Genomic DNA, 20284 nt, shown 5'->3' on the forward strand with positions numbered 1-20284 from the left:
CCGAGCCCACGCCGGCGCGAAACAGCAGTTGGAACAGCAGCTACACTCTGCCCGACAAGCGACAGAGAAGTCGACGGCCGAGCTCAACGCCAAGTTACAGGAGCTCGAGGGCCGACTCACCGAAGAGCGAGCTCGCCACGACGAGACTCGGGAACGCTATGAACGCGAGGCCGCCGCTCTGCAAGTCGACCACAGCAAACACCGGGAGCAGGCCGAGCAGGACCAGTTCTCCGCTCTCGCCGGTCTTTCGAAGAAATTCCGAGAAGACCGTGCCCGTCTCCTCGAGGCGGAGCGGCTGAGGTTCGAGGAGCGCGCCGCGACACTGAAGCACGAGCAGCATGAACGTGTCGAGACCCTCGTCGCGCGCCACCAGGAGCAGATGTCACTTCTGCAGGCGGCTCACGAGAACGAAACCCGCCGCATGGTGAACGACCAGGAACAACTAACGCGTGAGGCAGTGGACAAAGCCCGTGCCGCTCTCCAGAAAGACCTGGATGCCGCCGCCAGGCAGCACGCCGACGAGATCGCCGCGCTCCGCAAAGAGCACGAGAGCGAGACCTCCTCTCTCCGAGCGGCTCATATCGAAGCGCTACGCCGCCGCGATCGTGAAAGCCAGGATGTCCTGATTCAGGCACTCGACAAGGCCAGAGAGGAGGCTACCCAGCGGATTGCCGAGGTCCGTCGGGAAGCCAACGAAGCTCAATCGGCCCTTCGTCAACAGCACGAAAAACAGATCGCGGCCCTCGAGAACGCCCATCAACAGGCCTCGAGCAAACGAGACCGCGAGGCGCGCGAAGCTCTTCGAGATGCCGAGCAACGGCGGGAAGACGCGATGCAAGAAGTCAGCCGCCTCCGGGCCGAGGTAGGCCAGATCCAGGCCAAACATCGGTCGGCTCTATCCGAGAGCGACGACCAGGGGCAGAAGGCTCTTCGGGCGCTCGAGGAAGAATCTGAACGGAAGCTGATCCGGATGGAGGAAGAGAAGAACTTTCTCGGGGTCTCGATCGAAAAATTGAAGCAACAATCCCAAAAGGAGTTGGCCCGAGCCATCGATGCAATCGCCCACGAGAAGAAACTTCATCAGGCGACGCGCGACCGGTACGAGAGACGCATTGCCGAGCTTCAGCTCGGTCACGACGAGAGCGCCAAACAGCTCGAACGGGACTGGATGCACAGGTTGGAAGATCTCGAAAAGAGCCTCGTCACCCGCAGGGAGGATGCGTCATCGAAGTCAGAGGCCGAGTGGAAAACGAGACTCGACCGAGAGCGTCTTCAGAACGAGGAATCGGTGAAAGCCCTCACAAACGACTTCGCCATCGAGCTCGCGACTCTTCGCCGTCAGGTGGAGCGATCGAAAACCCTCGACGAATCCTACAAAGCGGCCACCCACGAGATCACCAGCCTGAGGAACAAGCTGAGCACAGTCGGCGAACAGCTCACCGAAGCCCGGATGATTCTCGCCGAACGAGACCACGAGCTGGAGGTCCACCGCAAGAAGTTGTCCGACACGACCGGCACCATCGACTCCCTGAAAGCGGTCATCGACGACTTCTCCCGCTCGGTCGAGGGAATCGACCGCGAACGACGGGAATCGGATGGGACGATCGATTCTCTCCGAGCCGTCATCGACGACTTCTATCGCAGCGTGAAGGCCTCGGGACCGACGAACTGAGCGGGAGCGGGCTAGCGTCGGTAGACGGCGATGAGCTCGTTCAGGCGCATTCGGGCGTTCTCGATGGCTACGGAAGCGTGCTGGGCGAAGATCGTCGTGATTCGCAGGTCGTAGGCGGTAAAGGCGTCCCGAGACGACTCGTTGGTAACTCCCACGTTGAGCACGCCCATGATCTCGCCCCTCAGCTGGAGTGGAACCGACATGGCGTAGTGGACCTTCTCCTTGTGGGGGACGAGATCTCTGAATCGCTCGTAACCCTCGGGCTCGTCACCGAGAAGGACGGGCTCGCCATTCTCGGCAACCCAACCGGCGACGCCCGAACCCATAGGCTGCCGGGTCTCGGTTACGACGGTTTCGCTGATTCCTCGGGACGCTGCGATCACCAGGTGCCGGGTTTCATTCAAGATCATGATCGAGCCCCTGTTCCCGTCGACGAGATCGAGCGCGGCGCGCAGGACCGTATCGAACGTGCGTTCTGCCTCCACCACCGAGTTCACCGCGCTGATGGCCCGGTAGAGCCCCGATAGCTCCTGCAAACGAGCCTCCAGCCCGGTAGATCTGGCCTGCTCCTCCACGAGCTTTCGGCTAAGGCTTCTCTCCAGCTCGCGCAGACGTCGTTCCTTACCAATGGCGTAGAGGCAGGCAAACAGGGACACGACCGTAAGCCACGGCACCAGCCCTTCCTGCCGGCTCGCAAAGCTCGAATAGCTGATGACGGCAAGCATGACCAAGAGGAGGAATAGGACGAATTGAAGTAGCTGGGTCCGCTGTTTTTCTACCCGTCTGAGATCCATGGTCATCTCCGCGAAGTACAGTCTGCCGCCCGAGAGACTCGCCGGAGCCCGAGCGTGAGCTGATTTTCGTGCTTTCTCTGGATGATCCAATCGTAGCGGGGTTTACCCGAATCGGCAACCGGCGCCCGCGCTTACCCGATCTCGCCGTGGGGCCGAGCCGTGGCGCCGATCGAATCGCGGGTCCCGCCCACGGGATTGAGCACTATCGTGCCGGTTGCGGCAGAGCCGCTTCCCGATTGAGCGTGGATCGGCTCCGCCACGCCAGGTGCTCAGAGCTGGGCGAAGAAATCGTTCCCCTTGTCATCTACCACGATGAAGGCGGGAAAGTTCTCGACCTGGATGCGCCAGATCGCTTCCATTCCCAGCTCCTCGAACTCGACGACCTCGACCTTCCTGATCGACTCGACGGCCAGAATCGCCGCGGGTCCGCCAATGGAGCCGAGATAGAAGCCGCCGTGCTTCCTGCAGGAGTCGGTCACGCTCCGAGAGCGGTTTCCTTTGGCGAGCGTAACGTAGCTGCCGCCGTGCTCCATGAACAAATCCACGTACGAGTCCATGCGACCGGCGGTGGTGGGGCCGAAAGAACCCGAAGCGTAGCCCACCGGTGTCTTGGCCGGACCCGCGTAGTAAATGATGTGATTCTTGAAATACTCCGGGAGCTCACCCCCTTGGTCGAGCCGCTCCTTGAGCCGGGCGTGAGCGATATCTCGTGCCACGATGATCGGGCCGGTTAGCGAGAGCCTGGTCTTGATGGGATGGCGCGATAATGTCGCCCGTATATCCGACATACTACGGTTCAGGTCCAGGGCGACGACCTCGGGGGAGAGCTCGCCGGCCACCACCTCCGGCATGAACCGCGCCGGATTCCTCTCCAGCTTCTCGAGAAAGATGCCCTCGTGCGTGATCTTGGCGAGCGCCTGTCGGTCCGCTGAGCACGACACGCCGATCCCGACCGGAAGCGAGGCGCCGTGGCGCGGAAGGCGGATGACCCTTACATCATGGCAGAAGTATTTGCCCCCGAACTGAGCTCCGATTCCAAGCCGGCGCGAACGGGCCAGTATCTCCTCCTCTAGTCCGAGGTCGCGGAAAGCTCGTCCATGCTCGTTGCCGCTTTTGGGAAGCGAGTCGAGGTAACGACAGCTCGCGAGCTTCACCGTCTTGAGGTTCAGCTCGGCTGACGTCCCTCCAATTACGACCGCGAGGTGATAGGGCGGGCAGGCAGCCGTGCCAAGAGTTTTCATCTTCTGCTCGATGAAATCGACCAGAGTGTCAGGGCCCAGGATCGCCCGTGTCTCCTGATAGAGGTAACTCTTGTTGGCCGAGCCTCCACCTTTGGTGATGAAGAGGAAATGGTACTCATCGCCCTCGTCGGCATAGATCTCGATTTGTGCGGGAAGATTCGTACGGGTATTCCTCTCTTCGAACATGGACAAAGGAGCCATTTGCGAGTAGCGGAGGTTGGTCTTCGTGTAGGTTTCATAGATACCGTGCGAAAGGGCTTCCGCGTCTCGCCCCTCGGTCAGCACGTGCTGACCTTTGTGGCCGATGACGATGGCCGTGCCGGTATCCTGGCACGACGGAAGGATCATTCCCGCAGCGACATTCGCGTTTTTCAGCATCTGGAGGGCGACGAATCGATCATTTTCGCTCGACCCTGGATCGTCGTAGATCGCCCGCACCTGCTCGAGGTGTGAGGCACGAAACAGGTGGGAAATATCCCGAATCGCCTCCGCGGCGAGAACACTGAGTCCCTCGGACGTAACCGTCAGGATGCGGCGTCCCGCAAGACTGACCTCGTCGACGTGATCCGAGCTCAACTTTCGATAGGGCGCATGATCCTCCCCGAGCTCGAACAGTGGCTGATAGTGAAAACTCGTCACACCGCCTACTCTATCTTTTGGCGATGCCAGATTCGAGCGCCACCAGCAAAGGGCGAAGCCATCCGCGACCCGCCAGGTGTCGAGAACTCAGCTAGCGCTCTTCAATTTCGCCACGATTTCATCGATGAGAGCGAGCTCGGGCTGGCTCGAGCGGAGATAGGAGGGCAGGCGGGCTCGATATCGGAGACAGGCCTTGAGAAGGAGCTCGACTTCGGACACCTGGAGATCCACCCGGCGGGATGGAGGACCGTTGAGACGATCCTCGTCCCGCCGGGCAGATCCCGCTTGCGGCGACGTCGCCGAACTCCTAGTTGTGTTTGCCAGAATCCGACTCGTCGGTGTTCTTCTTGGAGTGGGATTCCACCGCTTTGACCGCCTTGACCGGTCCGTCGTGCGCGACGTGCGCGAGCCGCCGGGGCGGACTCTCCTTGCGATCTTTCACCGTCACCAGAAGCACCGGAGGGATCACGTCTTCCATACGCTTGTGATCGTCGAAGAAAGCGTTGCGAATGGAGGCAGCGTGGATCGCGACCTCTTCCATCTCCGCATTTCCTACGTCCTCGAGATCGGCGATCTTCTCGAGAACCTCGAGAATGGCGCGATTCAGAGGATCGTCCTGGCCTTTCTCTTTGTCCAGGTGCTTGCCGATGGCATTGGCATCCGCGATCGACAGGGGATAGATGCGGTAACCGTCGCGAGGCGAGCTGTAGACCGATTGCAGGACACCGAGGATCACCGATAGGTTCTTCGGATAGATTCCCCCTTTGTGCCAGCGAGTCATCATCGCGAGAATCCGGCCGAGGATGTACTTGTTGGGCTGCACGCCCGAGAGCAAGAGGAACGGATCTCGGTCGCCGATGAGCGAATCGATCACCCAATGGTTCTCGATCTCGAGCATGCGTAGAAAGACGGGGTAGTTCTCCGGCGTGATGCCGACGCTGCTGAGATACTGAGCGTAGGTGATCGCGGCCTCGACGGCTTCGGTAGACCGGCAGCCGAAGACGCCTTGCAAGAGCCGATTCTCGATCTCGGAGATCTGGGAGCTCTTGGGGATGCCAACGCCGATGATGTCGGCGCGGAGGGGAGCGGTTTGCGTTGCCATTTTCTTACCTCACTCTTTCAATCGGCGAAGAGCTGTCGCGGAGAGATCTCTTCCTGTCGGTAATCACCTCTGACCAACAGAACCTGGGGAATGCAGTCTTCGAGTGCCTTCGTGTTGTCGAAGAAGTTGCTGCGAATCTTGAGCGCCTGGCGCGCCACCTGCTCCATCGATTCGTCCCAGCGAAGACCTTCGAGCGACCCGATGCGGTCGAGAATGTCGAGGATGCAGCGGTTGCGAGGATCGTTCTGGCCTTTCTCCTTCTCGAGGTGCTTGCCGAGGTTGTCCACATCGGCGACGCTCAGCCGGTAGATCTTGTAGCCGTCGCGAGGCGAGCTGTAGCAGTTCTGCAACACCCCGAGGACGATCGCCAGGGTCTTGGGGTAGATTCCGCCTGCTCGCCACCGCGTCAGCAGCTGAAAACTCTTCGAGGTCAAGTACTCGTTCGGAGGGATGGTCGAGAGCAGCAGAAAGGGATCTCGATCACCGATGAGCGCGTCGAGTACCCAGTGGTTCTCGATCTCGAGCATCTTCAGGAAAAGCGGGTAATTCTCCGAGTCGAGACCCGACATACGCAGGAATCTCGCGAAAGCCACCGCGGACTCGGCGGCCTCCGCGGTTCGCGCAGACATCACGCTCTGGAGGATCTTGTTCTCGACGTCGAGAACGGCCTCGCGGGTCCAGAGTCTGGCTATTTCTTCCTCTTTAGACATTTCGGTTTCACCTCTGGTTAGTCTTTCGCTCGAAAACCGACGACAGAAGTCGTTTTGGGACCCTTGCCGAGAAGACAACCGGCAGAACCCCTGTTTTGGCTCAGTTGAAAGAGATTGGATCCATGCTACGGGCAAAACCGGGGATTGTCAACACAGCTTTTCGTAGCGTGATGACCTCTAGCCGCCCACGCTCATTGGGTCTCCGCGACGCGCTCCTCCTGCACCGGAGCCATCAGCACGCGGTCGCGACCTTGCTGCTTTGCCCGATAGAGCGCGCCATCGGCCGCCGCGTACAGCCGGTCGGGGTCGAGCTCCCGAGTGCAGCTCGTGTCGGCGATTCCGATCGAAAGCGTCAGCGGCGGCAGCTCGGAAGCGACCCAGCTCGCTTCGGTACGAAGACTCCTCTGAATGCGTTCCGCGAAAGTCAACGCCTCGTTCATCGTGATGCCGGGAGCAATCAATCCGAACTCGTCCCCCCCGATTCGCGCTGAGACGTCGGTGGCGCGGCAATTGTTTTGCATCGTTCGCGCCACCGCTCGAATCGCGTTGTCACCGGCTTCGTGCCCTTTCCGATCGTTCAGGCTCTTGAGCCCATCCAGATCGAGCAGCATCAGCGTGAGTCTTTGACCATAACGCTCGACCCGGGCGACTTCCTCCCGAAGCCTCTCGTCGAATTGCCTTCGGTTCGCGAGCCCGGTGAGCGGATCGGTCATCGACATCTTCTTGAGGAGGTCTTCGTTCGCGCCGAGGATGAAGCCCAATCCCACGAACATCAAAGCTGTCGAGACGGCGATGTAGCTATAGGTTATGGGACGATCGGCCAGCTCGCTCATCACCCAGTCCGAACTCAAGAGTCGGCCGAGGGCAAGCCCCCGCAGCAGAAGGAGCCCCCCGGGGGCTCCCAGGGCGAGGAAAAACCCCAGCAATGGATAGAGCTGACGTTTCGGTATCGTTTCCACCATTATCGGTGGCAATCCGCTGAATCCAGTTTACGCCAATTTGGCCTGGATGCGCGCGGCCCGGCGGCCGAGTAGAGGCCGCAAGGCCCTCGCGGCGTTATACTTCGTAATAATGTCGTCGACAGCCAACTCCGCGCCAACGAAGATCGCCGGATGAGTCAGGCGGGCCGATCGAGCGCGTTCGCGCCCGCCACGATCGCGAACCTGGCATGCGGGTTCGACGTCCTCGGACTCGCCCTCGAGACACCCGGAGACACCGTGACGGCGGAGCGGCAGGTTGAACCGGGAGTGTCGCTCTCGAGAGTGGAGGGAGACTCGGGCCGGCTCCCCCGCGACCCCGACCTCAATACCGCCACGGTAGCGGCGAGGAAACTCCTCGAGAGTCAAGGCCTGGAAGAAACGACCGGCGTACGTTTGACGGTCAGCAAAGGCCTTCCACTGGCTGGCGGTTTGGGAAGCAGTGCCGCGAGCGCGGTCGCGGCCGTCATCGCGGTGTCCGACCTCGTCGGGCTCGACCTGTCGAAGGACGAGCTGCTACCCGCAGTCGTCGAAAGCGAACGGGTCGTCTCCGGTAGCGGACATGCGGACAACGCCGCCGCATGTCTCTATGGGGGGCTCGTCCTCGTCCGATCGGTCGATCCCGTGGATGTCGTGGAGCTCCCCGTGCCGAACGGCTTGGCCGTTGCCGTGCTTCACCCCCATCTCGAGATGAGCACCCGGGATTCCCGGAGGCTCCTCGGAAACGAGATTCCGCTGACGAACGCGGTGACTCAGTGGGCTAACGTGGGCGCCCTGGTTGCTGGACTCTACTCCAGCAATCTGCCGCTCGTATCTCGAGCACTGGTCGATGTGGTGGCGGAGCCGGTTCGCTCACCCCACGTGCCCCGGTTCGATGAAGTCAAGAGTGCCGCCCTTCGAGCGGGTGCGCTCGGCTGCAGCCTGGCCGGCTCCGGGCCCTCGATATTCGCACTGTGCGCCGGGCTCGCTACTGCCCACGAGGTCTCGAAGAAGATGTTGGCCGCCTTCGATTCGGCCGGTGCACCCGAGCCCGACCTGTTCGTCTCGCCCGTGAGCGCTCGAGGTGGGCGATTACTTTCGTGACGACTCGCTACCTGAGCACTAACGGCAAAGCGGCCCGGGTCGATCTGGGACGGGCGCTCTTCTCCGGGCCCGCTCCCGACGGTGGCCTTTACGTCCCCGAGCGAGTCTCGAAGGTCGACATCGACGAGCTTCGCGGACCTACCTTCGCCGATACCGCCTCGCGGGTCGCAGCGCTCGTCTTCGGACGAGACCTGCCCGCCGACGTCATCGAGCAGATCACCCGCGACAGTTTCCCTTTCGAAGTGCCCCTGGTGCGCATCGAGGATGGGATTTACGTCCTCGAGCTGTTCCATGGTCCTACGCTCGCCTTCAAGGACATCGGTGCCCGCTTCCTCGCTCGCTTGATGCAGCACTTCACCCGTTCTCGGAAAACGCCGGCGACGGTGCTGGTGGCTACTTCGGGTGATACCGGGAGCGCCGTCGGCCATGCCTTTCATCGACTTCCGGGATTTCGCGTCTTCGTTCTGTTCCCGAGGGGAAGAGTCAGCGACGTTCAGAGAAGACTTTTCACTACGCTGGGGGGCAACGTCCTCGCCGTGTCGGTGAACGGCACATTCGACGACTGCCAGCGGCTCGTGAAGCAGGCCTTTAGCGACGAGAGGCTCACCCACCTAGTATCCGCGAACTCCATCAACCTGGGACGACTTCTTCCCCAAACCTTCTATTATTTTCACATCGTCCCGCAATGGCGCCCGGGCGAGAGCTTCGGCGTCTCCATACCCAGCGGCAACTTCGGAAATCTCACCGCCGGGCTCCTCGCGAAGAAAATGGGCCTTCCCGCAACACGATTCGTCGCCGCCACGAACATGAACGACGTCGTACCCGAGTACCTGAGGACTGGCCGTTTCCAGCCTCGAAGCTCGGTTGCTACCCTATCGAGCGCCATGGACGTCGGCGACCCCAGCAATTTCGCCCGCATCCTGTGGCTCTACGGTGGTTCCCTCGACGCCTTACGTCGGGACGTGGAAGGAAGCGCCCACACTGATGACGAGACGCTGGAGGCGATGAGATGGGTACACCGGCGAACGGGCTACATCCTGGACCCCCACTCTGCCGTTGGGTATATTGCCGCCCGACGGGCGAGAGAGCGAACCGGCGAGCCGTTCGTCCTTCTCGCAACCGCTCACCCGGCGAAGTTCGCCGAAACCGTCGCAAGAGCAATCGGTGAGAAGATCGAGCTTCCCACCCGCCTCGCCGCGCTGAACCGCCTCGAGGAGAAGATGTTGGAAATGAACGCGCATTACGGTGAGCTCTATGGGTATTTGAAATGACCATGACGCTCGCCTTCCACGGCGGCGCCGGGACGGTGACGGGGTCACGTTACCTGCTGCAGGAGCGAGGAGTCCGCGTGCTGGTCGATGCAGGAATGTTCCAGGGGCTCAAGCGGCTCCGCGAGAGAAACTGGAACGAACCGGGTTTCGACGCGAGAACGCTCGATTGTGTCCTCCTGACCCACGCCCACATCGACCACTCCGGCTATCTTCCCCGGCTCGTCCAGCAGGGACTGACCTGTCCGGTTTACTGCACGCGAGCTACTTTCGAGCTTGCCGAGCTGCTGCTGATGGATGCAGCGAAGATCCAGGAAGAGGACGCGGCATTCGCCAACGAGAAGGGGTTCAGCAAACATCGTCCCGCACTGCCACTCTACACTACGGAAGACGCGGCGGCTGCCATCGCGCTCCTCACGCCGGTCGACTACGGCGCCTGGATCGAGCCGGCCAGCGGGATCCGGGCGCGCTTCTTGAACGCGGGACACATCCTCGGTGCGGCCATGGTCGAAGCTCATCTATCCGAGGGAGCGCGGGAGTCCAGGATCGTCTTCAGCGGAGACGTGGGGCGCTACGATGCACCGTTGCACTCGAATCCCGACCCGCTGCCGGTGACGGATGCGCTCGTGGTCGAATCGACCTACGGGGACCGAGAGCATCCGTCCGCGCCCATGGAAGAGCAAATCCGAGATTCCCTGCTGGCTTGCATCGACCGCAAGGGAACGGTGTTGATCCCCTCGTTTGCCGTAGGACGCTCACAGCTCGTGACGCTGATCCTTCGTGAGCTCATGCGAGCCGGCCGTCTTCCTGACGTCCCCATCCATATCGACAGCCCCATGGCGGTCGACGCCACCCGAATCTACAGCCGCCACCTTCGCGACCTCAGTCTCGACGGAGGCTTGACCGAGGACGGCCGCAGTCGTTTGTTCCCGACCAACGTCCAGTTTCATCGGTCGGTCGAAGAATCCAAACGGCTGAACGCGCTGAGCGGTCCAAGGATCATCATCTCGTCGAGCGGCATGCTCACCGGGGGCAGGGTCCTTCACCATTTGAAACGCCTGCTGCCGAGCCGAAACAACCTCGTCGTTCTGGTGGGCTTTCAGGCAGCGGGCACGCGTGGCCGCCACATGGCGGAAGGAGCCGATAGCGTGCGGATACACGGCGAGGACGTCCCGGTTCGAGCTTCGTTCATTCAGGTAAGCGGCCTGTCCGCTCATGCGGACCGGAAAGAGCTCCTTCGATGGATCCAGACGGCAGACCGCGCGCCCCGGGTCGCCTTCATCACCCACGGCGAGCCCGACTCGGCGCTCTCCTTCAAGAAACTCCTCCAGCAGAAGAAGCTCGCTCGGCGAATTTTCGTTCCCAAGATGGGGGAGTCGTTCGATCTCTCGGCAATGCTGAACGAGTAGCGGCCCGCCCGAGCGCGCCGCGAGCTATTTCGCGCTTCCCTTTCGCGGGTAGTATCCCTGGCGGGTACGTACCCTCAAATCGAGTCGGTCCTTCACGTTCACCCGAAGCTGGCGCCAGGCCGCGTCCTCGTTAGCGAGTCCGCGCGAAGGCATGTAAGCGAGACGGTAGTGACGATGAAGGTCTTCCTGAACTTCGGCGAAAGCATCCTTGACCTGCTCGACATCCTCGGGAAAGAAGGCCCTCCCGCCGGTCGATTCCGCGAGCGACGTCAGGAACGGACGGTTCACGCTGTCACTCCCCTCCGGGCCCCATCCAGTGAATCCAACGGTGTAAATGGTGACCTCGGAGAGCTTCGCGCTCTCGAGAGCCTGTTCCATCGTCGCCGTGCTTCCCTGTTCCGCCGGTCCCGCGTCGTCCCCGTCGGTGAACAAGAGGAGAGACCTGCGCCCGTCGAGTCGATCGAGCTCGGCGAGCGCCGCGAGCAAGGCATCGTAGAGCGCCGTCTTGCCCGCGGGCTTCATGGAACGAAGTATCTGGAAATGCTCGTTCACGTCGTCGGTGAAACCCGCGCCGAAACGGACCTCGCTGTTGAATAGTCCGATCCGGGCGGTATCCCCCTCGCTGAGGTTTCTCACGAAGAGATAACCAGCGGTCTGAATCGCGCTCAAGTTCGAACGGATGCTCGAGGATGAGTCGAGGAGCAGCATCGTCTTGACTGGCGTGAACTGCGACGTGAAGAACGATAGCTCCTGCGGTTCACCGTCCTCGAAGACTTCGAAGCTCTCCGCCTTCAGATTCGGGACGAAGCGCCCCCTCGCGTCGACGACCACGACGTCTAGCGTCACCGTCTCGACCGATACCGCAAACTGGATCCGATCGGTGGGACATTGCTCCGCGCCGCTCGGTGCTCCGGACACCGCGGAGCCCGAAGCGACGACGAGCCAGACTGCTGCGAGCATTTTGAGCTCCGGCGCCCATAGTAGCACGCGGCTCACCGGAGGTCGGTCCTGGGCTCGTAGGCACGAAGCTCCTCACGGAGAAGCCGACCCCATTTCTCGTCGAACGGGTGAACCTCGCGCACCCGCAATCCCTCGCGCTCGAGCGGCAGGTCCCGATTGGCCCACTCGAAGATGGAACCCTCGAGATTGGCGACGTCAGTGAAACCCTGCGCCGCGAGTCGCTCGACGAGCTGTGACGACCTGTAGCCGACCGAACAATAGGCCACGATCGCGGCGTCACGATCGAGCCCATCGAGCATCGCCGAAATCTCCTCCGGGTCGATTCGGATCGCCCCGGGAAGGTGGCTGACGGCGTACTCGGCTTCGTCGCGGGCGTCCAGCAGAACCACGTTGTCGCCCCCTGCCTCGAGCTGCTTCGCAAGCTCCTCCACCGAGATCTGCCGTACATCGGGAAACTCGGCGCGAACCCATCGTTTGACCGCCGCCATGTCGTTTGGCGTCGAGGGTTGGCAGCTCATGAGAATACCCAACATGGTCGAGAGCACGACACGCATGCGCACACCGATGCTAGACGCCAGGCAAGGAGTGGTCAAACGATTTATAGAGATCGAACCCCGACCTGCTCCAATATCGAAAACGGACCCACCTGACGAATCGCCGCGAGCTCGCTATCGTTTCGCGCCAGGAGAGCGCCTGCGAATCCCAAGGCATTGACGGAGATCGATCGCCACGATTCCCGCGTCCGGGGCACCACGCACAACCACCTGGAGGTGATTAGCAAGTTGTAGGGTCCGCCTGCATTCGGGAGTGCGAGACTCCGGAGCAGGCAAAGATACTGCTCTCGTGCCCTCTCCGCCCCTTCGATGAGGTTGTCATTCTTGCCGGGCTTCAGCTCGGCGATCGCGCGAACGAAGGGAAGGTGCGAGCTCCACAGATCGAGCGGAGTTTCCTCGGGCCCCTCGCCCACCGGAAAAGGAACGTACTGGAGATGCTTGTGCCGCTGGCTGGCTCCGGCAATGGATCCCGCGTTGTAGAAGAAGAGTCCCTCGAGCTCCTGCATCAGGCGCCAGGCGGCCTCGAAGTCCGCTCGACTCAGCAGAGACTCTTGCTCCTCGTACTCTCGGGTGACGACGAGGAGGTGCATCGGCATCACGTTGAATTTGTTGAGCAAGACGACGTGGGTATCCGAGACCTCGGCGACGAACAGAGCTTGCTCGTACGGAAGAAACGGGTTCTCCTTGCTCTCGCGTGGCTTGCGCAGAAGGCTCTCGACGACACGTACGGTGAAGCGAACTCCGGCGTCCTCGACGATTTCCATACGCGAGGGGATCGGCTGGAGCGCTCCCGACAGCAAGGCATCCCCGGCTCGCTTCTCGATTTCGCGAAACAGGCTCACAGAATCCGATGCTGGTAGAGGTCCCCGTCGACGAAACCGCAGCGGCGGTAGTACTCCCTGGTTCCGACGGAGGAAATGACGGAAAGCCGAGGATACCCGCGAACCCGTGCGACAGCGGCCGCCCGTTCGAGCAGGCGACGGCCCAGACCTCCGTGCTGGGCGCGGCCCGCCTCCCGCTCCCCGATGCCAACGGCTCCTCCGTAAACGTGAACTTCACGGACGAGCGCGGCGCCGCGGAGCTCGTCGATGAAGGTTTCGTGCTCCGGGAGGCACAATCGAAGGAAGCCGGCGATGCGATCCTCACCCGTCACGAACTGGAGAAACCTTTCCTCTCCTGCCGACGTTCGATAGGGGACTTCCTCAAGCCGGAGGGAGTACGCCGATACGTCGCGGTCCCGGATCTCCCGCGCCCGGATGTCCCGAGAGCGGATTCCCCGTCGGGCCATTTCCCTCTCTGCCAGATCCCGAAAGTTGGTCACGCGGCTTCCTGCGCAGATCTCTTCGCCGGGAATGTCACGGATGATGCGCGTCAATCGGCAGTATGGCGGCGTCTTCGCCATGCAAGTCACGAGCAGCTCGAGAAGCTCTCTCTCGGTGTAGGGCCGATACCGGCCGGCCTCGTAATGGCTCATGAGCTCGGCGGTCGCAACCAGGCTGCAGGGGTAGAGCTTCAGCTCGTCGGGGCGAAAGTCGGCGTCCGCGAACAGACGCTCGAAGTCCTCGACGTCCCTCTGCGGCGTCGAGCCGTACAGATTCGCCATCCAGTGCGCCTGGACTTTGAAACCGGCTCTCCGCAGGAGCCAGGTCGCCCGGCGTGACGCCGACACGTCGTGACCCCGCTCGTTGAGCGCGAGGACCTCGTCGTCGAGGCTCTGATAACCGATCTGGATCTTCGTCGCCCCCAGGCGTCTCAGCCGCTCGACCTCGGGCTCGCTCACGTGGTCCGGGCGGGTCTCGAGCGAGAGACCGACACATCGAGCTTTTGAGGTCTCGTTGATCGTCTGGACTGCGCGCAGCTCCTTCCAGCTCGAGCTCTCTCGAGCGGAAATGATGCCCTCCGGGTCCTGGCGACGCGCATGGTCCGATACGATCCGATTGTAAGGATTCTCTCCTCTCCGCCCGTCCACGGTGTCGCGGAGCGACTCGAAGTCGATGCCTCGCTCTTCCTCGTTCGTGGCACCAGATTCCGGATGAAAATCGTTGAGGGCGTCGAACGCACGCTTGAGAAACCACCTCTGATACGGCTCGGGATAGGACGACCAGGTTCCACCGAGGACGATGATCTCGACCTTGTCCGTTGGATGGCCGATAGCATCGAGAGCTCGGAGCCGCGCGAAGGTCTGGGCGTAGGGGTCGAAGCGATGGTGTGCCGCCCGCTGTGCTCCCGGCTCGCTCGAGATGTAGCTCTTGGGCATGCGGACGTCGTTGGGACAGAAGATGCATCGGCCGGGACAGGGGAAGGGCTTCGTGAGTATGGTGACGGTCGTCACACCGCTGAGCGAACGGACGGGCTTGAGCCGGAGTCTCTCGACCAGTGCGCCCTCGAGAGGCCATCCGTACTTCGCCGCGAGCTGGCGGTAGCCGGCGATGAGCTCGCTTCGTGAGAAGAACGAGCGGCCGTTCTTGGGATACCGCCTCAGGACTCGGTCGATGTCACCCGGCCGAGGCGCTGCCAGCACCGAGAGCGCCTCCACGATGGCGACGAGCTCCCGCTCGTGCTCCTCTGGCGAGAACCGGTAGTCTATCCAGGCAGTTCTTCTCATCCCGTATTGCGCATCCCGGCAGCGATGCCGTTGATCGTAAGCAGAATAGCGTACAACAGCTCGTCTCCGGCCTTCTGGCCTCGGCGGCGATAGCGCGCCAGGAGCTCTACTTGAAGGTAGCTCATCGGATCGACGTACGGATTGCGCACTTCGATCGAACGTGCCAGAACCGGCGCCTTCTCGAGGAGCCGGGACTGTTCGGTGACGCGCAGCAGGGCCCGGCAGGTCCGATGATACTCCTCTTCGATCCGCGTGAAGATCGACCTCAGCCCGCGCCGGGCGAGCCGTCCGGCGTATTGCCGGGCGATCTGGAAGTCGGCTTTGGCGAGAGCCATCTCGATATTGGAGAGAGTGCTTTCGAAATAGTGCCAATCCTGGTTCATTTCTCGCAAGAGTGAGAGATGGCGCCGGGGCTTTCTCGACAAGAACGACTCGAGGGCGGCGCCCACGCCGAACCAGCCGGGCAGGAGATGTCGGCTCTGTGTCCAGCCGAAGACCCAGGGTATGGCTCTCAGGTCGGCCACGTCCTGGGAACGCTTCTTCCTGCGGGCCGGCCGCGAACCGATGCTCAGGTGCTGCAGCTCCTCGAGGGGCGTCGCCTGAGCGAAGTATTCGGCGAAGCCTCGGGTCTCGTGCACCAACGCCCGATAGGCGCGATGGGCCTCGACCGATAGCGCTTCCATCGCCTCTACCCATTCGGACCGCGGCGAAGCTCTAGTCCGGCCGGGAAGGCTCGCCTCGATGACGGCCGAGGTCTGGAGCTCCATGCTGCGAAGCGCAATCTCGGGAAGGCCGTATTTCGACGAGATCACCTCTCCTTGCTCGGTGATCTTGATGCGGCCGGCGACCGTGCCCGGAGGCTGCGCGAGAATCGCCTTGTGACTCGGCCCGCCTCCTCTTCCCACGGTTCCTCCCCGGCCGTGGAACAAACGCAGCTCGATGCCCCGCTCACGGGCCACGTTCCACAGGCCCTCTTGGACTTTGTAGAGCTCCCAGCTCGAGGTCAAAATCCCGCCATCCTTGCTGCTGTCCGAGTAGCCAATCATGACTTCCTGGAGATTCCCCTGCGCTCGGAGGACGGGAGCGTAAACCGGGTTGGCGATGAGATCTCGCAGTATCTGGGGCGCTCCGCGCAGATCGTCAATGGTCTCGAAAAGAGGCGCCACGCGAAGGCTGGCAACCAGCGGCCTGGACCCGACCTCAGGCTGATAGAGCCCCGCCTCCTTGGCGAGAGCGAGAACGACGAGAATGTCGCTCACGGCGTGCGTCATGCTGACGATGTACGTCCCGATGGCTCCTTCGCCCAGCTCGTCGATCGCGCGGCGGGCCACGCGGAAGACACCGAGTGTTTCCGCCGTCGCGTCGCTCCAAACAGCGTCTCGGCCCACGAGCGGACGGGGCGTCTGCAGCTCGGCGGTGAGCCACGCCGAGCGCTCGGCTTCGGTCATATCACCGTAGGCCGTGCCCGAGCCGAGCTGACGCGTGATCTCGGAAATTGCGTCGGCATGACGATCGCTCGACTGCCGAAGGTCCACGCTCGCGAGATGGAGGCCGAAGGTCGCGACCTGATCGATGAACCGCTGGACGATCTCCGCCGAGCGGGCGCCATTCGCTCGAAGACTGTTTCGAACAAGCGCCAGATCGCCAAGAAGTTCGTCCGACGTCCGATACCCGACCCGATGGTCGGCCTCGAGGGCTCGAAAGACGCGCTCACGGATATAGCCAAGCTTTTGCCGGTAAGGCTCCTCGGCGTGAATCCTCTCCACTCGCTCGGCGACTTTGGGTAAGTGCTTGGAGTCCCTACGAAGGCTGGTCAGAAGCTCTTCCTCGGGCGGGCAATGGCGGAGGGATTCGCTGAGCTTCGATCCCAGATCATCGATGGCGCTCAGGTACTTTGTCAGGATCAGGCGACGCTGACGCCAGAGCGTTTCCCAGGTGATGTCCGCCGTGACGTAGGGGTTTCCGTCGCGATCTCCCCCGACCCAGGATCCGAAACGGAGAGGCGCCAGCTCCTGCGGAAGCTCCAGATTCGTCATGAGCCTGGCCGAGCGCCTGAGCTCCGCCAGCAAATCGGGAACCGCATCGAAGAGCACCGTATCGAAGAAGTAGAGCGTAGAAGCGACTTCGTCGAGCACGGTGGGCTTGAAGCGCCTCAGCTCGTCGGTGAGCCAGATCGACTCGACCTCACGTTCGAGAGCGTCCTGGCATCGTGCCTCGGCCAGCGGTTCCAGGTCGGCGCGATCGAGCTCGGAGAGGAGATCGGCTATCCGGCGGTGCTTTTCCAAAAGGCTCCGGCGCGTCGCCTCTGTCGGATGAGCCGTCATGACCGGGTTGACCGAAAGCCGCTCCAGGACCTCGCGAACCGCGCGAGCGGGAACCCGGTCTCGAGCGAGTCGGGTGAAGAGCTCCCCGAGCGAGCCACTCTGCAGCGGTGCCGTCTCGCTCTGCGCGTACTGACGTCTCCTGCGGATCCGATGGTGTTGCTCGGCGAGGTTCGTCAGCTGGAAGTAGACCGCGAACGCGCGAATGACACCGATGGTCCGCCCGAGCTCGAGACCCTTCAACAACTCGACCAGCTCGCGCTCGCTGGCGGCGTCGGTCCGCGCGCGAAGCGACTTCGTGAGGCTTCTGACCTGCTCCTCGATCTCGAACAGAGCTCGCCCTCCGTGTCGCTTCAGCGTGTCGCCGAGGAGATTGCCCAGCCTTCGAATGTCGCGCCGCAGGGGAAGGTCCTTGTCCGTCGCACTCATGCCGCCTATTATGACCCCCGATCGCTATTGAATCGCCAGACCGTCCTCACTCTGAACGCCATCAACGCCCGCTTCTACCGCGACCGGGCCGAGGAGTTCCGGCGCAGCAGGGAACGCCCCTGGAGGGGCTGGGACGAGCTTCTCGGCCGCTGGGGCCCCTTGCCGAACCGCCCTTCCGTTTTGGACGTGGGATGTGGAAACGGGCGTTTCGCAACTTTTCTCAGGCAGCGGATCGGAAGAGACTTTACCTACGTCGGTATCGATTCGAGTCCATTGGCCCTTTCGGAGGCGCGCAAACGGCTCGGCGAAGATCCCGTGCTTCTCCAGCACGACTTCGTCGCCTCGGAGAGCTCGGTTCCCCGGGCCTTGAAGGGACGCGGCTTCGACGTCGTGGTCCTGTTCGGCGTCCTCCACCACGTTCCTGGCGCGGCCAACCGCTGTCGGCTGCTTCGCCAGCTCGCGGAACATGTGGAGGACCGGCTCGTGCTAACCGTCTGGCGCTTCGTGGAATTCGAGCGTTTTCGCAAGAAGCTCGTGAGCTGGGATGACTACCTCCGGCAAGAAGGCGTCGATCTCGATCTGGGAGAGCTCGAGCCCGGCGACCACATCATGACGTGGGGCGCCGCGCCGCCGGGCTTTCGCTATTGCCACGCGCTGGACGGCGAGGAAGCCACAGCGCTCGTCGACGGACTCGGGCTAAAGCTTCGGGATTCGTTCGCCCCCGAGGGAGAGCCGAACCGTTATTTCGTCCTGAAGCGGCTCTGATAGAGTGTCTTCTGGTGACCGAGAAAGTCATCGTGGTGGACCGGGGAAACGTGGAGTTCCTTTACCCGGGAGACTGGAGGATTGCGCGTGGTCCGCAGGGCGCGATCACCCTCTCGGATCCCTCGGAGTCGTGCCGGCTCGATGTCTCATACACGCGTCACGCCGAGGATGTGACCGCGGGGTCCGTGGAGGAACTGCTTCGCCAGCTCCTGGCGCGGCTGCGAGAGGCGGACAGCGAGACGCCGATTCATTGCCTCGACGAGCCGTCTCGCCGCGTCGCCTGGTGCGACTACGAGTACGTCTCCAACGACAAGCGCACCGGCCTACCTAATATCGCCCGAGGACGGTGGCTCGTGGGGAGCAATGCTGTCTTCCAGGTTCTGATGGCCTTCTATTATTGGGACGATGATGCCGCCTGGGCCGTCCCGGCATGGGAACGGATCGTCGAGACCCTTCAGTTCGGCGACGGTTCCCAGCTCGCGAGCCCGAAAGAACACTGGTCGATGCGCCGGCGGCATTGACGTGGGTTCGACATCGTCCGGCGCATACCGTTCGGCGTGCGCCAATCGAATCACTCGTCCCCGAAGAGGCTGAGCTGCGTCTGGGTCGGCGCGAGTTTCTCCCCCGTCTGCTTTTCGTAGAGTGCCCGCACGGCATCGATGGTGTCGGCTTCCTCGACCCGCTTGTCCTCGCGATAGGCTTTGAGCCGAGCAAAACGAAGCGCCAGACCGCCCTCATAGTGAGGGCTCTTCTGTAGGTCGTTGAAGGCGATCTCGACGACGAGCTCGGGCCGGACCCGGACCGTCCACTCGTTCCGTGAAATCTCGAGCTCCTGGAGCCGCTCCGTCTGCCACTTCAAAATCTCGTCGGTCATTCCCTTGAACGTCTTGCCCAGCATCACGAACGCCCCGGTCTCGGGGTCACGGGCACCGAGGTGCAGGTTGCTCAGCCAGCCGCGACGTCGTCCGCTCCCCCACTCGGCGGCCAGCACGACGAGATCGAGAGTGTGGGCGCTCTTTACCTTGAGCCAAGCTTTCCCGCGCGAGCCCGCCTGGTACGGAGCGTCGAGCGCCTTGGCCATCACGCCCTCATGCCCGGCCAAAACAGCTTCCTCGGAGAAGCTCCGGGCTGCCTCGAGGTCCGCGGTGACGATTCGGGGTACGACGAGCTCAGCGGGAACCGCTTCGTGGAGCCTGGCGACGCGCTTCTCGTAACGTTCGTCGACCAGGTTCTCTTCGTCGAGCAGAAGGCAATCGAAATAGAACGGCGTCAAGGGAAGCGCACGCCTCAGCCCGGCCACGTCCAGCCTGCGGCCGAACCGACGCATCGTCGTCTGAAAGGCGTGTGGCCGCCCATCGGCTCGAAGCGCGACGGCCTCGCCATCCAGCACCAGCCGCGTCGAGGGAAGCGATTCGACGCTTTCCACGACCTCGGGGCAGGCGTCGGTGACGTCGTTCAGGCGTCGAGAGTAGACCCGCACCCGATCCTTCGACTTGTGAACCTGGATGCGCGCGCCGTCGATCTTGTACTCGAGCGCAGCCACTCCGAGCGTCCGGAGCGCGTCAGCGATATCCTCGGCGGTCGACGCGAGCATGCTTCGCACCGGCCGGAAGAGCTCGATCGCGATGTTGGCGAGCCCTGCTTCTCCTTCCGCGCGCGCCGTCTTCGCGACGATAGCCAGATCCCCGGAAAGCATGAAGGCACGTCGCACGGACTCCACGTTCAGCGACGAGGCCGTCGCCAAAGCCTCCACCA

The 20284-nt window shown here is 62.5% G+C and carries 18 protein-coding genes; 6 read left to right on the plus strand and 12 right to left on the minus strand.

Annotation, left to right across the window (positions count from 1 at the left end; translation table 11 throughout):
• Window positions 1-1672 (plus strand): hypothetical protein (locus tag VEK15_18230; GenBank protein HXV62643.1); only part of this gene is annotated, 1672 nt, incomplete at its 5' end.
• 11 nt (window positions 1673-1683) lie between these two features.
• Here VEK15_18230 and VEK15_18235 read toward each other — a convergent pair.
• The 6 genes from VEK15_18235 to VEK15_18260 all read right to left on the minus strand — a co-directional run bounded on the left by VEK15_18235 (window position 1684) and on the right by VEK15_18260 (window position 7120).
• Window positions 1684-2466, minus strand: a complete 783-nt coding sequence (locus VEK15_18235) for a GAF domain-containing protein (protein HXV62644.1) — start codon at window positions 2464-2466, stop codon at window positions 1684-1686.
• A 269-nt stretch (window positions 2467-2735) separates the two neighbouring features.
• Window positions 2736-4346 carry a fumarate hydratase gene (locus VEK15_18240; GenBank protein HXV62645.1) on the minus strand — a complete coding sequence of 537 codons (1611 nt, stop codon included), beginning with the start codon at window positions 4344-4346 and terminating at the stop codon, window positions 2736-2738.
• Window positions 4347-4433: 87 nt separating this feature from the next.
• Window positions 4434-4565 carry a hypothetical protein gene (locus VEK15_18245; protein ID HXV62646.1) on the minus strand — a complete coding sequence of 44 codons (132 nt, stop codon included), beginning with the start codon at window positions 4563-4565 and terminating at the stop codon, window positions 4434-4436.
• 88 nt (window positions 4566-4653) lie between these two features.
• Window positions 4654-5448 carry a hypothetical protein gene (locus tag VEK15_18250; protein ID HXV62647.1) on the minus strand — a complete coding sequence of 265 codons (795 nt, stop codon included), beginning with the start codon at window positions 5446-5448 and terminating at the stop codon, window positions 4654-4656.
• Window positions 5449-5465: 17 nt separating this feature from the next.
• Entirely contained in the window at window positions 5466-6158 is a 693-nt protein-coding gene (locus tag VEK15_18255) for a hypothetical protein (GenBank protein HXV62648.1), read from the minus strand.
• A 191-nt stretch (window positions 6159-6349) separates the two neighbouring features.
• Window positions 6350-7120, minus strand: a complete 771-nt coding sequence (locus VEK15_18260; GenBank protein HXV62649.1) for a GGDEF domain-containing protein — start codon at window positions 7118-7120, stop codon at window positions 6350-6352.
• 150 nt (window positions 7121-7270) lie between these two features.
• On the opposite strand from VEK15_18260, the gene VEK15_18265 reads away from it, so the two are divergent.
• From VEK15_18265 to VEK15_18275, 3 genes are read left to right on the plus strand one after another with little or no spacing between them, the layout of a single operon-like run.
• Window positions 7271-8218, plus strand: a complete 948-nt coding sequence (locus VEK15_18265; protein ID HXV62650.1) for a homoserine kinase — start codon at window positions 7271-7273, stop codon at window positions 8216-8218.
• Entirely contained in the window at window positions 8215-9489 is a 1275-nt protein-coding gene (thrC, locus tag VEK15_18270) for a threonine synthase (protein HXV62651.1), read from the plus strand. The genes VEK15_18265 and thrC overlap by 4 nt, the downstream gene beginning before the upstream one ends.
• A gap of 2 nt (window positions 9490-9491) precedes the next feature.
• Window positions 9492-10895, plus strand: a complete 1404-nt coding sequence (locus VEK15_18275) for an MBL fold metallo-hydrolase (protein ID HXV62652.1) — start codon at window positions 9492-9494, stop codon at window positions 10893-10895.
• Window positions 10896-10919: 24 nt separating this feature from the next.
• On the opposite strand, the gene VEK15_18280 is transcribed toward VEK15_18275, so the two are convergent.
• The 5 genes from VEK15_18280 to ppc are packed head-to-tail and all read right to left on the minus strand — an operon-like array spanning window position 10920 to window position 17764.
• On the minus strand, window positions 10920-11891 hold the full coding sequence (locus VEK15_18280) for a VWA domain-containing protein (protein ID HXV62653.1): 972 nt from the start codon (window positions 11889-11891) through the stop codon (window positions 10920-10922).
• Window positions 11888-12409, minus strand: a complete 522-nt coding sequence (locus VEK15_18285) for a rhodanese-like domain-containing protein (protein ID HXV62654.1) — start codon at window positions 12407-12409, stop codon at window positions 11888-11890. The genes VEK15_18280 and VEK15_18285 overlap by 4 nt, the downstream gene beginning before the upstream one ends.
• A gap of 44 nt (window positions 12410-12453) precedes the next feature.
• Window positions 12454-13251, minus strand: a complete 798-nt coding sequence (locus tag VEK15_18290) for a phosphorylase (GenBank protein HXV62655.1) — start codon at window positions 13249-13251, stop codon at window positions 12454-12456.
• The gene (locus VEK15_18295) at window positions 13248-15014 is read right to left on the minus strand and encodes a tRNA uridine(34) 5-carboxymethylaminomethyl modification radical SAM/GNAT enzyme Elp3 (GenBank protein ID HXV62656.1); all 1767 of its coding nucleotides are present in this window, start codon (window positions 15012-15014) and stop codon (window positions 13248-13250) included. The genes VEK15_18290 and VEK15_18295 overlap by 4 nt, the downstream gene beginning before the upstream one ends.
• Window positions 15011-17764: a phosphoenolpyruvate carboxylase gene (gene ppc / locus VEK15_18300; protein HXV62657.1), complete on the minus strand. Its 2754-nt coding sequence runs from the start codon at window positions 17762-17764 to the stop codon at window positions 15011-15013. The genes VEK15_18295 and ppc overlap by 4 nt, the downstream gene beginning before the upstream one ends.
• A gap of 27 nt (window positions 17765-17791) precedes the next feature.
• On the opposite strand from ppc, the gene VEK15_18305 reads away from it, so the two are divergent.
• Together VEK15_18305 and VEK15_18310 are read left to right on the plus strand one after the other, a co-directional pair.
• Entirely contained in the window at window positions 17792-18529 is a 738-nt protein-coding gene (locus tag VEK15_18305) for a methyltransferase (GenBank protein ID HXV62658.1), read from the plus strand.
• A gap of 14 nt (window positions 18530-18543) precedes the next feature.
• A complete protein-coding gene (locus VEK15_18310) occupies window positions 18544-19050 on the plus strand; it encodes a hypothetical protein (protein HXV62659.1) in 507 nt (168 codons plus the stop codon).
• Between the two features lie 50 nt (window positions 19051-19100).
• Here the strand turns inward: VEK15_18310 and VEK15_18315 are convergent.
• The coding region (locus VEK15_18315) for an ATP-dependent DNA ligase (protein HXV62660.1) at window positions 19101-20284 on the minus strand (1184 nt) is incomplete at its 5' end.

This window comes from Vicinamibacteria bacterium, from assembly GCA_035620555.1.
Classification (GTDB): domain Bacteria; phylum Acidobacteriota; class Vicinamibacteria; order Marinacidobacterales; family SMYC01; genus DASPGQ01.

Excerpts from the sequence above, each read along its gene's own strand:
- VEK15_18235 (HXV62644.1), bottom strand. The coding sequence starts at position 2,466 with ATGGATCTCAGACGGGTAGAAAAACAGCGGACCCAGCTACTTCAATTC.
- VEK15_18250 (HXV62647.1), bottom strand. The coding sequence starts at position 5,448 with ATGGCAACGCAAACCGCTCCCCTCCGCGCCGACATCATCGGCGTTGGC.
- VEK15_18255 (HXV62648.1), bottom strand. The coding sequence starts at position 6,158 with ATGTCTAAAGAGGAAGAAATAGCCAGACTCTGGACCCGCGAGGCCGTT.
- VEK15_18260 (HXV62649.1), bottom strand. The coding sequence starts at position 7,120 with ATGGTGGAAACGATACCGAAACGTCAGCTCTATCCATTGCTGGGGTTT.
- VEK15_18265 (HXV62650.1), top strand. The coding sequence starts at position 7,271 with ATGAGTCAGGCGGGCCGATCGAGCGCGTTCGCGCCCGCCACGATCGCG.
- VEK15_18275 (HXV62652.1), top strand. The coding sequence starts at position 9,492 with ATGACGCTCGCCTTCCACGGCGGCGCCGGGACGGTGACGGGGTCACGT.
- VEK15_18285 (HXV62654.1), bottom strand. The coding sequence starts at position 12,409 with ATGCGTGTCGTGCTCTCGACCATGTTGGGTATTCTCATGAGCTGCCAA.
- VEK15_18295 (HXV62656.1), bottom strand. The coding sequence starts at position 15,014 with ATGAGAAGAACTGCCTGGATAGACTACCGGTTCTCGCCAGAGGAGCAC.
- ppc (HXV62657.1), bottom strand. The coding sequence starts at position 17,764 with ATGAGTGCGACGGACAAGGACCTTCCCCTGCGGCGCGACATTCGAAGG.